Origin of the sequence: Pseudomonas sp. Z18(2022) (assembly GCF_036346535.1) — a bacterium.
Classification (GTDB): Bacteria; Pseudomonadota; Gammaproteobacteria; order Pseudomonadales; family Pseudomonadaceae; genus Aquipseudomonas; species Aquipseudomonas yamanorum_A.
Genome location: NZ_JAOTOA010000001.1, coordinates 1 through 14,041, shown reverse-complemented (window position 1 = coordinate 14,041; position 14,041 = coordinate 1). Strand labels below are relative to the sequence as shown.

The window sequence follows — 14,041 nt, the reverse complement described above, 5'->3', positions numbered from 1 at the left end:
GGAAATTCACCATGCGCTTATCGAGCTTGTTCGCGGCCCTGTGCTGCGCCGCGATTGTCCCTATGACCCAGGCTGCCGACCCGGTGGTGAAGGTCTATAACTGGTCCGACTACATCGGGCCCGATACCTTGAAAAACTTCGAGAAAGACAGCGCCATCAAGGTCCAGTACGACATCTTCGACACCAACGAGATGCTCGAAGCCAAGCTGCTCTCCGGGCACTCGGGGTATGACGTGGTGGTGCCGTCCAGCCAGTTCCTGTCCAAGCAGATTCGCGCCGGGGCCTACCAGCCGCTGCAACGCTTCTTGCTGGATAACTGGAAGCACCTCGACCCGCGGCTGATGCAACGCCTGGAAGCCGCCGACCCCGGCAACCGCTACGCCGTGCCGTATATGTGGGGCACCGTGGGCATCGGCTACAACGAGGAAAAAGTCCGTGCGGTGCTGGGCAAGGATGCGCTGCTGGACTCCTGGTCGATGGTGTTCGAACCCGGCAACCTGGCCAAGCTCAAAAGCTGCGGTGTGGCGTTTCTCGATGCGCCGGTGAAGATCATTCCCCAGGTGATGCTCTACCTCGGCCTGGACCCCAACAGCGTCAAGCCCGACGACTACAAGCAAGCCTCGAAACGCCTGATGGAACTGCGGCCTTCGGTGACCTACTTCAACTCGTCGAAGTACACCGCCGACCTGGCCAACGGTGATATCTGCGTGGCCATCGGTTATTCCGGCGACGTGATGCAGGCCCGGAGCCGGGCCAAGGAAGCGGGCAAGAATATCGACATCCGCTACCTGATTCCCAAGGAAGGCGTGAACCTGTGGTTCGACATGCTGGCGATCCCCAAGGACGCCGGCAACGTGGCCAACGCCCACGCCCTGATCAACTACCTGCTGCGCCCCGACGTGATCGCGCCCATCAGCGACTACGTGGGCTACGCCAACCCCAACAAAGACGCCACTGCGCTGATGGACCCGAAAGTCAGCGGCAACCCGGGCATCTATCCCGGTGACGACGTGATCAGCCACACCTTCGTTTCCGCCGACCTGCCGGAAGCCATCCAGCGCCTGATGACCCGGGAATGGAACCGGGTCAAATCCGGCCAATGAATCCTTGTTTTGAAGAGCCTTTGCCATGTTGAAAATGTCTGCCCATGAATACCCTTATCCCTCCCAGCGCCAGAGCGTATTTGCCCGGCGCGGCATGGTCGCCGCCTCGCAGCCCCTGGCTGCCCAGGCCGGCATCGAGATCATGCAAAAGGGCGGCAATGCCATCGACGCCGCCATCGCCACCGCGGCGGCGCTGACCGTGGTAGAGCCCACCGGCTGCGGCCTGGGGGGCGATGCGTTTGCGCTGGTCTGGTGCAAGGGCCAGTTGCATGGCCTGAACGGCAACGGGCACGCGCCGGCGGCGGTGTCGATCGAGGCGGTCAAGGCCGCGGGCCATGCCCAGATGCCGCTGTATGGCTGGACCCCGGTGACGGTGCCGGGCTGCCCGTCGGCGTGGGCCGAGTTGTCGCAGCGCTTTGGCAAACTGCCGTTTGCCGAGTTGCTGCAACCGGCCATCAGCCTGGCGCGGGACGGCTTTCCGTTGTCGCCGGTGGTTGCCCATCAATGGCAGGTCGCTCTGGAGGAATTCACGCCCCACCGCGACCCGGTGCTGGAGGCGTGGTTCGACACCTTCCTGATCGACGGCCGAGCGCCACAGGCCGGCGAGCTTTTCCGCAACCCGGCCCAGGCCAGAACCCTTGAAGAACTGGCCGATACCCGCTGCGAAAGCCTGTACCGCGGCGCCCTGGCCGAGCGCCTGGATGCACATTCCCGGGCCACCGGCGGCTACCTGCGGGCCCGCGACCTCAGCGGCTACCGCGCACAGTGGGTGGAGCCGATCCATATCAATTATCGCGGCGTCGACGTCTGGGAAATCCCGCCGAGCGGGCAGGGCCTGGTGGCGCTGATGGCCCTGAAGATTCTCGAAGGCTTCAGCTTCGATCACCGTGACAGCCAGCAAACCTGGCACCGCCAACTGGAGGCGATGAAACTCGCCTACAGCGACGGCCTGCACTACATCACCGACCCGGCGCACATGCGCGTGGCGGTGGCCGACCTGCTCAGCGATGACTACAGCACCCGGCGTCGCAGCCAGATCGGCGAACAGGCCCAACCGCCCAAGCCCGGCGACCCCCACGCCAGCGGCACCGTGTACCTGGCCACCGCCGATGCGGAAGGCAACATGGTCTCGTTTATCCAGAGCAACTACCACGGCTTCGGCTCCGGCGTGGTGCTGCCCGACAGCGGCATCGCGCTGCAGAACCGTGGGCAGGAGTTCAGCCTTGATCCGACCCACGCCAACTGCCTGGCACCGGGTAAAAAGACCTTCCACACCATCATCCCCGGGTTCCTTACCCAGAATGGCCAGGCCCTCGGGCCATTCGGCGTGATGGGCGGCTACATGCAGCCCCAGGGCCATGTGCAAATGGTGATGAACCTGGTGGACTTCGGCCTCAACCCCCAGGCGGCCCTCGACGCACCGCGCTGGCAATGGCTGGGAGATATGAAGGTCGGCATCGAGCAGGGCGCGTCCCGGGACCTGGCCAACGCCCTGGCCCGGCGCGGGCATCAGGTGCAGATCGCCAGCGACCTGACGGACTACGGGCGCGGGCAGATCATCCTGCGGGACCCGGCCAGCGGTGTGCTGTGGGGAGGTACCGAGCCCCGGACGGATTCGCATATTGCGGTGTGGTAGGCGCACCCGATTTTCTGTAGGAGCTGGCTTGCCTGCGATGGCATCACCTCGGTGTATCTGAAAAACCGAGTTGTCTGCATCGCAGGCAAGCCAGCTCCTACAGTGGATGGCGTTCAGGCGCCTGACGAATGCCGGTCAGTAGCGAATCATCACCGACTTGAGCTCGGTGTAGTCCTCGATAAAGGCCCCGCCAAACTCACGGCCCACTCCCGAAGACTTGTTGCCGCCAAACGGCACCGCCGGGTCGAGCATCGTGTGCATGTTCACCCACACCGTGCCCGCGTTGATCGCCGGTACCATGCGCAGGGCCTTGCTCAAGTCGTTGGTCCAGAGGCTGGCGCTCAGGCCGTAAGGTGTGTTGTTCATCAGTTCCAGCAGCTCTTCCTCGGTGTCGTAGGGGAAGAACGTGGCGATCGGGCCGAAGGTTTCTTCGTTGAGCAGGGTGTCGTTGATAGTGTTGGCGAGAATCACGGTGGGCTCCACATAGCAGCCCGGGCGGTCGATCAGCTTGCCGCCGTGGACAATCGTGTTGTTCTCGGCGCGGGCCTTGGCAAAAAACCATTCGAGTTTCTGTTGGTGCTGGCGGTTGGTCACCGGGCCGAATTCAGTGCGCTCATCCAGGGGCGAGCCGATGTTCAGCTGGCTCAGGCGTTGCGCCAGCTTGTCCATGATCGGCTCGATCTGTGAGCGGTGGGCGAAGAAGCGTTCGGCCGCCGCGCAGATTTGGCCGGAGTGCAGGAAGCCGGCTTCGATGATGCCGTTGACGGCCTTGTCGAGGTCCATATCCCGCAGGAACCCGGCGGAATTCTTGCCCCCCAGTTCCAGGGTCGCCCGGGTCAACCCGGCGCCCATGGCGCTGCGGCCCACGGCGATGCCGGTGGGCACCGAGCCGGTAAACGAGACCTTGTCGGTGCCCGCGTGCTCCACCAGGCCTTTGCCCACGTGGCCGCCGCCGGTCAACACGTTCAGCACGCCCGCCGGCAGGCCGGCGTCGATGGCCAGTTCGGCGATGCGCAGGATGGTCAGCGGGGTGAACTCGCTGGGCTTGATGATGATGCTGCAACCGGTCACCAGCGCCGAGGCGAGTTTCCAGATGGCGATCATGGTCGAGAAATTCCACGGCACGATGCCCACCACCACGCCCACCGGTTCACGCAGGGTGAACGCGGTGTAGCGTTCGCCGGCAAAGGAGGGCAGCGACGGGGTGATGGTCTGGCCGCTGATCTTGGTGGCCCAGCCGGCGTAGTAGCGCAGGAAGTGCGCGGCCTGGTCCACTTCAAAGGCCCGGGAAATCTGGATGATCTTGCCCGACTGGCAGGTTTCGATCTGGGCCAGTTCTTCGCGGTGTTGCTCCAGCAGGTCGGCGAGTTTCAGCAGCACGTTGCCGCGTGTCGCCGGTGCGGCTTGGGACCATTGGCGGAAGCCGCGCCGGGCGGACTCCACCGCCGCGTCGATATCGGCAAGGTCGGCGTCAGCCACCTGGGCGATCACTTCGCCGGTGGCCGGGTTGATCACGTCCAGGGTCTGGCTGGAATGGCTTGGCACGTAGCCGCCGTCGATAAACAAGGCATGGTTTCGACGGAGGAAGGCGTGGACTTCAGGCAGCAGCGCAATATCGCTCATGGGATGTTCCTGCTCGCAAAAGCCCGAGGTTAACCAGCCTGGGCGAGCCGGGCTTGTCTGTGCCTGCCGAGCGATATGTCTGTGGCTGCCAGGCCTGTGGAAAGTGCAATCTTGGCTGTGGAAGGTGCATTTTCCGCGGGTGTTGCCCGCTCCATACTGGCCCCACATCCAGCGCCGTTCGTTGAGTTTGAACGCCAGCCGGACATCCAATAATAAGCAGGGCCGTCCATGAAAAAGCCAAACCCGCTCCTCGAAGACCTCAAGGCGATTCTGCCGACCATCGCTGCCAACGCCTTCCAGGCCGAGCAGGACCGCAAAGTCCCCGACGAGAACATTGCGCTGCTCAAGAGCATCGGCATGCACCGTGCCTTTCAACCCAAACCCTTTGGCGGCATGGAAATCTCCCTGCCGCAATTTGCCGACTGCATTGCCTTGCTGGCCGGCGCCTGTGCCAGCACCGCCTGGGCCATGAGCCTGTTGTGCACCCACAGCCATCAACTGGCGCTGTTTCCCGCCAAGCTGCAGCAGGAAGTCTGGGGCGATAACCCGAATGCCACCGCCAGCAGCAGCATCGCGCCGTTTGGCCGTACCGAGGAGGTTGAAGGCGGTGTGCTGTTCAGCGGTGAAATGGGCTGGAGCAGCGGTTGCGATCACGCCGAGTGGGCGATTGTCGGCTTCCGTCGCAAAAACGCCGAGGGCACCCAGGACTATTGCTTCGCGGTCCTGCCCCGCAGCGACTATCAGATTCGCGATGACTGGTTCGCTGCCGGCATGAAAGGCAGCGGCACCAAGACCCTGATCATCGACAACGTGCTGGTGCCCGAACACCGCATCCAGAAAGCCCGGGACATGATGGAAGGCAAGTCCGCCGGCTTTGGTTTGTACCCCGACAGCAAGATTTTCTACTCGCCGTACCGGCCGTATTTCGCCAGTGGTTTCTCCACCGTCAGCCTGGGCGTGGCCGAGCGCATGCTTGAGGTGTTCCGCGAAAAAACCAAGACCCGCGTGCGTGCCTACACCGGTGCGGCGGTGGGCGCCGCGACCCCGGCGTTGATGCGCCTGGCCGAGTCGACACACCAGGTGGCCGCTGCCCGGGCGTTCCTGGAAAAGACCTGGCAGGAACACGCCGAACACAGCGAACAGCACCGTTACCCGAGCCGCGAGACCCTGGCGTTCTGGCGCACCAACCAGGCGTACGCCACCAAGATGTGCATCCAGGCGGTGGACCGCTTGTTCGAGGCCGCCGGTGGCAATGCGTGGTTCGAGCACAACGAGATGCAGCGCCTGTTCCGCGATTCCCATATGACCGGCGCCCACGCCTACACCGACTACGACGTGTGCGCGCAGATTCTTGGCCGCGAGCTGATGGGGCTTGAGCCTGATCCGAGCATGATTTGACGCCGACCCGGCCATCACAACAATCAGGACTGCGCGTTGATGCAGTCCGGGAGTCTTGCATGTCTGATAACAGTTTCGACCCACGTGCCTTTCGCCGGGCCCTGGGCAACTTTGCCACTGGCGTCACCGTGGTCACTGCCGCTGACGCCAGCGGGCGCAAGGTGGGCGTTACCGCCAACAGCTTCAACTCGGTGTCCCTGGACCCGCCGCTGGTGTTGTGGAGCATCGACAAACGCTCCAACAGCCACGAGGTATTCGAGCAGGCCAGCCATTTTGCGGTCAACGTGCTGGCGGCCGACCAGATCCACCTGTCGAACAACTTTGCCCGGCCCAGGGATGATCGTTTTGCCGAAATCGAATTCGAACCGGGGGAGGGCGGCTCGCCGGTCTTCGCCGATTGCTCGGCGCGGTTTCACTGCGAGAAGTACCAGCAGGTGGATGGCGGCGATCACTGGATCATGATCGGCAAGGTGGTGGCGTTTGATGATTTTGGTCGTGCGCCGTTGCTTTATCACCAGGGGGCGTATGCGCGGATCGAAGAGCGGCAACCGTAGGGCGAACGCCTCTCTAGAGGACTGACGCCGCTTGAATGTGGGAGCTGGCTTGCCTGCGATGCAGACACCTCGGTACATCAGAGACACCGCGGTGATGCCATCGCAGGCAAGCCAGCTCCTACATTTGATCTTCATCAGCTCGTTGGATTTGCGCTAGAACGGCACGGCCACGGTGACTTGGCTATAGAGATTGGTGCCATTGCCACCCACCTGATTACCACCGTTGCTCTCATCCTTGTTCGGCTTGTACAAACCCAGCAGCGGCGTGACGATCAGGTGTTCGTTCACCGCCCACTCCGCGTACAGGTCCAGTTCGCGCCCATCGAGGTTGAGCATGCCGCCCTTGCTCAACGTCTTGTAGTCGAAGAACAGCGCGCCCAGGGTGACGCTGCCCAGCGGCTTGACCTTCAACGCCACGTGTTGCACCTCGGTGTTGGTATTGAACGGCCCCGAGTAATTGCCGGCCACTTCACCCTGCACCCAGGTGCCGTAGCCTCGGTTGAAGCCCGAGAACATCGCGTCCCAGTTCTTCGAGTAGCGGCTGTAGCGGTAGGTCAGGTCCGGTGACCAGGGCAGTGCGGCGAAGCTATAACCACCCTCGGTGTACCAGGCCTTCTCCGGGCCAGCGTCCTTGTCCTGCCAGGCGTATTCAAAGGAAAAGTGCGCGTTCTCGATCCCGGCATTGCCGGCGCCCCGCAGGCTGTAGATGTTCATGCCGGCGCGCTGTTTTTGCAGGTCATTGGCGTAACGGTCGTCAACGCTGATGCCATGGATATAGGTCAACCCCAGGGTGCCGGGCGCAGCGGTGTAGTCCAGGGTCCCGGCGGCCATTTCGGTGTTGGCCTGGGCGCGGTTGTCGGACTTGATCCACATCACGCTGCCATGCACGCCGTCCTTGCCACCCAGGCGTAGCACGGCAGTTTGATCGAAGGCATGGCGCGCGGCGATGTAGTAGGCGCCGCCACGGTTGAACTTGCCGTCGTCCACGCCTTTGCCGAGGTTGGGGCCGTCGTCGTTGATGATGAAACCGTCGCCGAGCATGATGACCTGGCGGCCGAACGACAGGTCCACACCATCCTTGCCCAATGCCGGAAACAGCTCCCCCGAGCGCCAGCCGGCGAAGGCTTCGTCGAACTTGGTGGTGCGCTCGCTGCCGGTGGTCACGCCGGACGCATCGCCGTCGCCCCAGGTACCGGAGCTGACCAGATTGGCGGTGCCATACACGCTGCCCAGGGCGCCGAAGCGCTGGTCGATGCTCAAGCCATACTTGATGAAACCTTCGCGCCAGGTTGAACCGCCGGTGGTGCCGTCGTAGTTCTTGCGGCTGTTGAACAGGCCGTACACCGCCAGGAAGTTGCCGGTGACGTGGGTGTCGTCATCGGCATACAGCTCGAAGGCCTGGGCCGATGACTCGATGAGTGTCAGGGCGATGCCCAGGCTGATGGCCCTGTACAGGTGACGGATTTGTTGTGTGTGTTGCATTGTTATAGTCCCCAGCAAGGTGAATTGAGGGAGCATTAAGGCGAGCGCCGCCGGGCCAAGTCTTTCCCCTGCGTGCCAGGCAATTGTCCCAGGCCGCCAGCGGCGGGGCGGTGGCAGGCAGCAACAAAACCGGCGGCAGCCAGGAGCAAGACGATCAGCCAGGGCGGGGCGCAGAGTGCCAATACTTCTAAAAATCCGCTTCTTGAGGATCCGCACCATGTCGATCAACGACCGGCTCACCGAACACCTGAAACGCGGCACGGTGGGCTTTCCCACGGCGCTGGCGAGCACCATCGGCCTGATCATGGCCAGCCCGGTGATCCTCACCGCGACCATGGGGTTTGGCATCGGCGGCAGCGCCTTCGCGGTGGCGATGCTGATCGCGGTGGTAATGATGCTGGCCCAGGCGACCACCTTCGCCGAAGCCGCCTCGATCCTGCCCACCACCGGTTCGGTCTACGACTACATCAACTGCGGCATGGGCCGGTTCTTCGCGATCACCGGCACCTTGTCGGCGTACCTGATCGTGCATGTGTTTGCCGGCACCGCCGAAACCATCCTGTCCGGGGTGATGGCGCTGGTGAACTTCGAGCACCTCAACACCCTGGCGGAATCCGCCGGCGGTTCGTGGCTGCTGGGAGTGGGTTTCGTGATCGTGTTCGGGGTGCTGAATGCGTTTGGTGTCAGTGCGTTCGGCCGGGCGGAGATCATCCTCACGTTCGGCATGTGGACCACCTTGATGGTGTTCGGCGTGCTGGGCCTGATCGCGGCCCCGGCGGTGCAACTGGACGGCTGGTTCGGTGAGTCCCTGGTGGGCACCGACCTGATCACCATCCTGTCGCTGGTGGGCATGGCGATGTTCATGTTCGTTGGCTGTGAATTCGTCACGCCGCTGGCGCCGGACCTGCGCAACTCGGCCAAGGTCATGCCCAGGGCGATGGTGCTGGGGCTGCTGGGCGTGGCCACGTGCATGTTCATCTACGGCGCCGCGATGAAGCGCCAGGTGGAAAACGTATTGATCGACGCGGCGGGCGGCGTGCACCTGCTGGACACGCCGATGGCCATCCCGAAATTCGCCGAGCAGGTGATGGGCAGCATCGGCCCGATGTGGCTGGGCATCGGCTTTCTGTTTGCCGGCGCTGCGACCATCAACACCCTGATGGCCGGCGTGCCCCGGATTCTGTATGGCATGGCGGTCGACGGCGCGTTGCCCAAGGTCTTCACCTACCTGCACCCGCGCTTCAAGACGCCGCTGCTGTGCATCCTGGTGGCGATGCTGATCCCGTGCCTGCACGCGCTGTACCTGGGGGGCAACACCGACAACATCATGCACCTGGTGCTGGCGGCGGTGTGTGCCTGGAGTTTTGCTTACCTGCTGGTGACGTTGTCGGTGGTGATTTTGCGGATTCGCCGGCCGGATCTGCCTCGCGCTTATCGTTCGCCGTTCTTCCCGCTGCCGCAGATTCTGTCGAGCATCGGCATCCTGCTGGGCATGTGGTTTATCACCCCGCCGGGCATGAACCCTGCCGACATCTACATTCCCTTTGGCGTGATGCTCGGGTGCACGGCGGCGTACGCGCTGTTCTGGACCCTGGTGGTGCAGAAGGTCAATCCATTCAAGCCTGCCTCGGTGGAAGAGGTGTTGGCCAAGGAGTTCGCCCATGAGCCGGGTCAGTCCCACAACGGGTATGTCAGCCATGCTGCAAAAACTGTCTGAGCTGTTCAGCGCCCGGCGTGCGCCTGCCGGGTATCGGCCCGGGGTTACGCTGGAGCACTTGCGACGTAACCTTGGCCTGGCCGGTTATGAGGTGTGCGGCCCTACCACGGCCCGGGTTGCCCTGGGCGACCTCGGGTTGCAATTAGAGATCGTGGAGCGCACCGAATCCCAGCTGTTGATGCACCTGGTGATGACCGAATTCGTGCTGCGCATCCCTGCCTCGCAGCAGGGCACGGCGAGCTTCGAACTGCACCACACCGGGGCCGTTCGACGCACCGGAATCCGCTGTCGGCAGCGGTCGGGAGACAAGGCGCTATTAGGCGTTCTGCAAACTGAATTGCAGGAGGGCAGTGCATTGCATCGGGCCTTGATGCCGCTGGACTTCAAGCGTTTGCGCATCGACCTGGCGGATCAGCAGTGGTGCGTGCGGCTTGAGCATATGGGCGGCAGCGAGGTGGTCAACCGCATGCCGGCGTTCCGGCGCTATATCGCCTTGAGCAGCATCCAGCGCGCCTGGTTGCTGGACGCTCTGAGCGGTTTCCAGCGCGCATTACAGGCCCACTGATCGCGGGATTTGGCATCAATAGTGCAACCACCTTGGCAGACACGTACTTGTTGCGCGCATATAGATAACATGTTAACTATTGCCCGACAAAAACAAAAAGCCAAGGTGGAAACAACCATGAGCATGCAACAGATTGGGCAAGACGGGCTGGATCGCTGGACCCGGGATCTGCGCGCGGTTTGCGGTCACTTCGACACAGAACTGGCCTTCAACCGCTCGCTGTTCATCGGCAGCATCACCACCTTTTCCCGCGGCGGTTTGCCTTTGGCCAACCTGCGCACCAACGCCGGCCTGATCAAGCGCCCGAAAACCCGCGCCGACCACGATGACGACCAGAACTGCTTCCTCGTCAGCCAGCGCAGCGGCTACTGCCAGATCACCCAAAACGGCCAGAGCGTGCAACTTGCCCCCGGCGAATTACTGTTGATGGACTCGGTGGGCTCCATCGACATCACCCCGTTCGGGCTGATCGAACACGCGTCCCTGTCCTTGTCCCGCGTAGAGGTGTGCAAACAGCTTGGCAACCAGCCCAAGACCTTCGGCAAAATCTCCTCGAGCAAAGCCTGCGGGCGCATGTTGCACGTGCTGATGGACCAACTCTGCAAGGACGCGCTCAACGGCGAAGGCGCGGTGGGTGAGGGACAGGCGTTGCAGTCGGCGTTTGTCTCGCTGCTGGGCTCGGCGTTTGAGCAAGAGGATGATGAACGCGATGATTGTGGCGGGTTGCAGGGCAGCAATCTGCGCAGCTATGTGCAGAAAGTGATTGATGAATCGTTGACCCAGCCAGGGCTGAGCCCGGTGGGGTTGGCGAGTCGGTTGAACATCTCGGTGCGGCATTTGTATCGGTTGTTTGAGGAGCAGGATGACAGCGTGTGCCGGTACATCCAGCGAGCGCGGTTGAAGCGCAGTGCGGATGATTTGACCAACCCGTTTTTGCGCAGCGAGTCGATTACGTCGATTGCGTATAAGTGGGGGTTTACGGATTCGGCGCACTTTAGCCGGTCGTTCAAGAAGCAGTTTGAAGTGTCGCCGAAGGATTTTCGGGCTGGGCGGTTGCAGCAGGTGGGGTGAAATTTTAGGGGGGATGCGAGAGAGGAAGGGAGTGCTTTATGAAAGTCCCCCCCCTTTGCTGTTGTCCGCGTTAATGGCTTCTGACTATTTAATACTTTCCGTGGCTTCTGCCTGGTATCGGATCAAACACCCGAGTAAAACCCTCATAAATTGGCGCTGGTCGGAAATTTCGTCATCGAAGTATGTGTCAAATAGGTAGAAGACGGAGTCGAAAGTTTCGCCAGTGTTCAGGAAGTAATCGAGTGTGTCGATATACCATTGCCGTTCTTCATTGTCATATAGGATGTATTCAGGTTTGGTTAGCTCGTCAAATAACTCCGCAAGTTGTTTGTCGTCATTGACGTCTTTGGAGACTATTATCTCCTCCCGCTCGAGGTTCTTAGTGTTTTCGATGTTGTAGGTGAATAGTAAGCTTCTAATGATCGAAAGTTTGGGTTTTAATTTAATTTTTAAAAGTCCGTGTAAGCGGTTTAGGGGTCCTGATTTTTTAGCATAAATGATAAGTTTTCTTTGTTGTCATTAATGTTACATATCTTTTGTCTTTTCCGATAATTCCCCTGCCTCTGTTGAGTCGTGGGGTATGCCTATGTATAGTTTTCGGCGCATTTAGTCAGCGGTTTGAAGTGCCGCTGAAGAATTTTCTGGAAACGAGGTGGGAGCAGATAGTGTGTGGGCGGTACAGGGGACCATTTATTCTCTCAATCTTTCCTCCTTTTTCCGTTCTTTCAGTCAGTGCCGCGTCGAGCTTTCTTATGACATGCTCAAGCCACAGTTGCCCTGATGTCCACTCGTGGAGGTAGTGGTAGTAACAGTACTGTTCGCAGAACAGGTTTTGTTGAAGGTCTATCTCTGTATTTTGAACGGCTAGGAGTTCAATGATTTCCTGTCTTACTTGACATAATGTCTCGGGGGCTGATTCGTTTATAAAAGAGTCAATTACTTCATCTGCGGAGTCATGCTCGTAGACCCAGTCCTGGTTAAAATAGCCACCTAAAAATTGTTGCAATATAGTTAATGCAGGGCTCATTGTTTGGTCTTGTTCAGTTTTTACCAAGAGGACTAATTTCATAGGGTTGACTTAAGTAGGGTATCCCTCGTTTTTATTGTTGTCAAGATTGAAAGGCGGTTAAGCAGTGGTTTGGACGAGTGAGGTTGTCACTGTTTTTCTACCCCATAGGTTTGTCTGCAATGCCTTATGTAGGTGGTCTTTCAGTAAACTCAACTTGGTAGCGCACAAGGCACTGGAGCAAGGTTCTCATAAACTGTTTTCTGTCAATTATTTCGCCTTCAAAGTAAGTGTCGAAAAGATAGAATACGGAATCGAAGCTATCATTGGTTTTTAAGAAGTATTTGAGTGTGTCTATATGCCACTGCCTTTCATCGACTTTGTATGAAAAAAATACAGGCTTTGTAAGTTTGTCAAAAAGTTCAGAGAGTTCTCCGTCGTCATTGACGTTTTTTGAGACGATGAAGTCTTCTCTTTCTATGTCGTCCGAGTTTTCGATGCAATAGGTAAATAGCAGGTTTCTGGTGATTTGGAGGTCTGGTGAAAACTTCATTTAAAACTCCGTGTAAGCAGTGATGGGTTGTCCGTGCGGGTCTAGTATTACTCTTGCTTTTGTCTGTTTTCCATACTCGAAGCCGTCTTTTTTATATCCCTCACCAATAATTTTTTTCATGTCCATCGGTTTGCTGGATGTCGATATGTTAGTGAGTTTAAATATGAGTTGTGCGCGGTGAATTGCATTTAGTTGGTCTCTATGGCTAACAAAATGAGTCGCGGCGCTAGGAAGTCTTGGTTGCCCCCTATTCGAACCTCTAACGTATCTCTCAATGTCACCAGTAGTAGGGTTTCTAGCTGTCATTACACGTTCCAACTGGGAAGCTAGCGACGTCTGCGCCCCATGCTTTTCCAGAAAATGCGCTCCGGGTGTTGCTTGTTCAAGTTCATCAAGACGGCGGTATGCATTCGCCTCGCCAAGCTCATCAATTCGTGCGCGTCGTTCGGCCTGCGTCAGACGAGGTAAAGCAGGCTGGCCTTCGTTAACCGTAGTTTTTTCGGTCGGATCTCCAACCCCGACATCCGGTTTACAACCGTTCGCCCCCGGACAGGTATTCAACCCCAACGGATCCACCCACCCCGTCGGGTTGGGTACGTACTGGTATCCGTTCAGCCCACCCGCCAGTTTCACCGGATCAGGCGTCAGATAGCGACCAACGTCCGGATTGTAGTAGCGATGGCGGTTGTAGTGCAGCCCGCTTTCCGGGTCAAAGTATTGGCCCTGGAAGCGCAGTGGGTTGGTGATGGTATTGACGTCCAGCTTCGCGATTTGGCCGTAGGCGCGGTAGTGGGCGGACCAAACGATTTCGCCGTCGGGTGCTGTGAGTTCTTGTGGGGTACCGAGGTGGTCGAGTTGGTAGTGGAAGGGTTTTACGGCTTCCGGGCCGTAGCCTTGTAGCAGTGCTAACGGGCGGAAGCTGTTGGGTTCATAGATATAGCTTTGGTGATGATCAGCGCTGTGCTCGGCGATCAGCGTGTCGCCTTGCCAGAAAAACTCTGTCGTCTGGCCCTCGAGGGTTTTCGCTATGCGCCGACCGAATGGGTCGTAGCGGTAGCTGGCGTGGATGCCGTCGGGTTGGATGACACTGATCAGTCGATGCTGGCAGTCGTAGTGGTACTCGGTGACCAGTTGCTGGGCTCGGCCCCGACGTTCGCGCAGGAGGTTGCCGAAGGCGTCGTAGTCGTAATGACGGTCGCCTTGCATCAACAGGCGGTTGCCTTTGATCACACTCGGCCCTACGCGGTCTTGCATCAGCAGGTTGCCGGCCGGGTCGTGGACGAAGCGCTCCTGCAGGTCGTACGAATGGTCGGCGCGGGTCAGGCGGTCGAGT

11 protein-coding genes and 1 pseudogene are annotated in these 14,041 nt (G+C 59.8%); 7 read left to right on the top strand and 5 right to left on the bottom strand.

Annotated features, from left to right (window positions below):
* Positions 1 to 11: 11 nt before the first annotated feature.
* A complete protein-coding gene (locus V3W39_RS00060) occupies positions 12 to 1,103 on the top strand; it encodes a polyamine ABC transporter substrate-binding protein (RefSeq protein WP_330211859.1) in 1,092 nt (363 codons plus the stop codon).
* Positions 1,104 to 1,128: 25 nt separating this feature from the next.
* On the top strand, positions 1,129 to 2,739 hold the full coding sequence (locus tag V3W39_RS00055; RefSeq protein WP_330211858.1) for a gamma-glutamyltransferase family protein: 1,611 nt from the start codon (positions 1,129 to 1,131) through the stop codon (positions 2,737 to 2,739).
* A 135-nt stretch (positions 2,740 to 2,874) separates the two neighbouring features.
* On the opposite strand, the gene V3W39_RS00050 is transcribed toward V3W39_RS00055, so the two are convergent.
* On the bottom strand, positions 2,875 to 4,362 hold the full coding sequence (locus V3W39_RS00050; protein ID WP_330211857.1) for an aldehyde dehydrogenase family protein: 1,488 nt from the start codon (positions 4,360 to 4,362) through the stop codon (positions 2,875 to 2,877).
* A gap of 228 nt (positions 4,363 to 4,590) precedes the next feature.
* On the opposite strand from V3W39_RS00050, the gene V3W39_RS00045 reads away from it, so the two are divergent.
* Positions 4,591 to 5,760, top strand: a complete 1,170-nt coding sequence (locus V3W39_RS00045) for a p-hydroxyphenylacetate 3-hydroxylase oxygenase component (RefSeq protein ID WP_177048697.1) — start codon at positions 4,591 to 4,593, stop codon at positions 5,758 to 5,760.
* A 59-nt stretch (positions 5,761 to 5,819) separates the two neighbouring features.
* A pseudogene (locus V3W39_RS00040) lies at positions 5,820 to 6,296 on the top strand (flavin reductase family protein); the annotation flags it as partial.
* 171 nt (positions 6,297 to 6,467) lie between these two features.
* Here V3W39_RS00040 and V3W39_RS00035 read toward each other — a convergent pair.
* Positions 6,468 to 7,796: a hypothetical protein gene (locus V3W39_RS00035; RefSeq protein WP_330211856.1), complete on the bottom strand. Its 1,329-nt coding sequence runs from the start codon at positions 7,794 to 7,796 to the stop codon at positions 6,468 to 6,470.
* Between the two features lie 217 nt (positions 7,797 to 8,013).
* Between V3W39_RS00035 and V3W39_RS00030 the strand changes: the two genes are divergently transcribed.
* The 3 genes from V3W39_RS00030 to feaR all read left to right on the top strand — a co-directional run bounded on the left by V3W39_RS00030 (position 8,014) and on the right by feaR (position 11,149).
* Positions 8,014 to 9,513, top strand: coding sequence for an APC family permease (locus V3W39_RS00030; RefSeq protein ID WP_177048700.1), 1,500 nt, complete (start codon positions 8,014 to 8,016; stop codon positions 9,511 to 9,513).
* On the top strand, positions 9,494 to 10,078 hold the full coding sequence (locus V3W39_RS00025; protein WP_330212305.1) for a DUF3156 family protein: 585 nt from the start codon (positions 9,494 to 9,496) through the stop codon (positions 10,076 to 10,078). Before V3W39_RS00030 ends, V3W39_RS00025 begins: the two co-directional genes overlap by 20 nt.
* Positions 10,079 to 10,195: 117 nt before the next feature.
* Positions 10,196 to 11,149: a transcriptional regulator FeaR gene (feaR, locus tag V3W39_RS00020; RefSeq protein ID WP_177078332.1), complete on the top strand. Its 954-nt coding sequence runs from the start codon at positions 10,196 to 10,198 to the stop codon at positions 11,147 to 11,149.
* A gap of 610 nt (positions 11,150 to 11,759) precedes the next feature.
* Here the strand turns inward: feaR and V3W39_RS00015 are convergent.
* The 3 genes from V3W39_RS00015 to V3W39_RS00005 all read right to left on the bottom strand — a co-directional run.
* Positions 11,760 to 12,176: a contact-dependent growth inhibition system immunity protein gene (locus V3W39_RS00015; protein WP_310503561.1), complete on the bottom strand. Its 417-nt coding sequence runs from the start codon at positions 12,174 to 12,176 to the stop codon at positions 11,760 to 11,762.
* A gap of 166 nt (positions 12,177 to 12,342) precedes the next feature.
* The gene (locus tag V3W39_RS00010) at positions 12,343 to 12,708 is read right to left on the bottom strand and encodes a hypothetical protein (protein WP_177122031.1); all 366 of its coding nucleotides are present in this window, start codon (positions 12,706 to 12,708) and stop codon (positions 12,343 to 12,345) included.
* On the bottom strand, positions 12,709 to 14,041 hold a 1,333-nt coding region (locus V3W39_RS00005; RefSeq protein ID WP_330211855.1), incomplete at its 5' end, for an RHS repeat domain-containing protein.

Bases quoted from the DNA above. Each gene is read 5' to 3' on its own strand.
- V3W39_RS00060 (WP_330211859.1), top strand. From the start codon at position 12: ATGCGCTTATCGAGCTTGTTCGCGGCCCTGTGCTGCGCCGCGATTGTC.
- V3W39_RS00055 (WP_330211858.1), top strand. From the start codon at position 1,129: ATGTTGAAAATGTCTGCCCATGAATACCCTTATCCCTCCCAGCGCCAG.
- V3W39_RS00050 (WP_330211857.1), bottom strand. From the start codon at position 4,362: ATGAGCGATATTGCGCTGCTGCCTGAAGTCCACGCCTTCCTCCGTCGA.
- V3W39_RS00045 (WP_177048697.1), top strand. From the start codon at position 4,591: ATGAAAAAGCCAAACCCGCTCCTCGAAGACCTCAAGGCGATTCTGCCG.
- V3W39_RS00035 (WP_330211856.1), bottom strand. From the start codon at position 7,796: ATGCAACACACACAACAAATCCGTCACCTGTACAGGGCCATCAGCCTG.
- V3W39_RS00030 (WP_177048700.1), top strand. From the start codon at position 8,014: ATGTCGATCAACGACCGGCTCACCGAACACCTGAAACGCGGCACGGTG.
- V3W39_RS00025 (WP_330212305.1), top strand. From the start codon at position 9,494: ATGCTGCAAAAACTGTCTGAGCTGTTCAGCGCCCGGCGTGCGCCTGCC.
- feaR (WP_177078332.1), top strand. From the start codon at position 10,196: ATGAGCATGCAACAGATTGGGCAAGACGGGCTGGATCGCTGGACCCGG.
- V3W39_RS00015 (WP_310503561.1), bottom strand. From the start codon at position 12,176: ATGAGCCCTGCATTAACTATATTGCAACAATTTTTAGGTGGCTATTTT.
- V3W39_RS00010 (WP_177122031.1), bottom strand. From the start codon at position 12,708: ATGAAGTTTTCACCAGACCTCCAAATCACCAGAAACCTGCTATTTACC.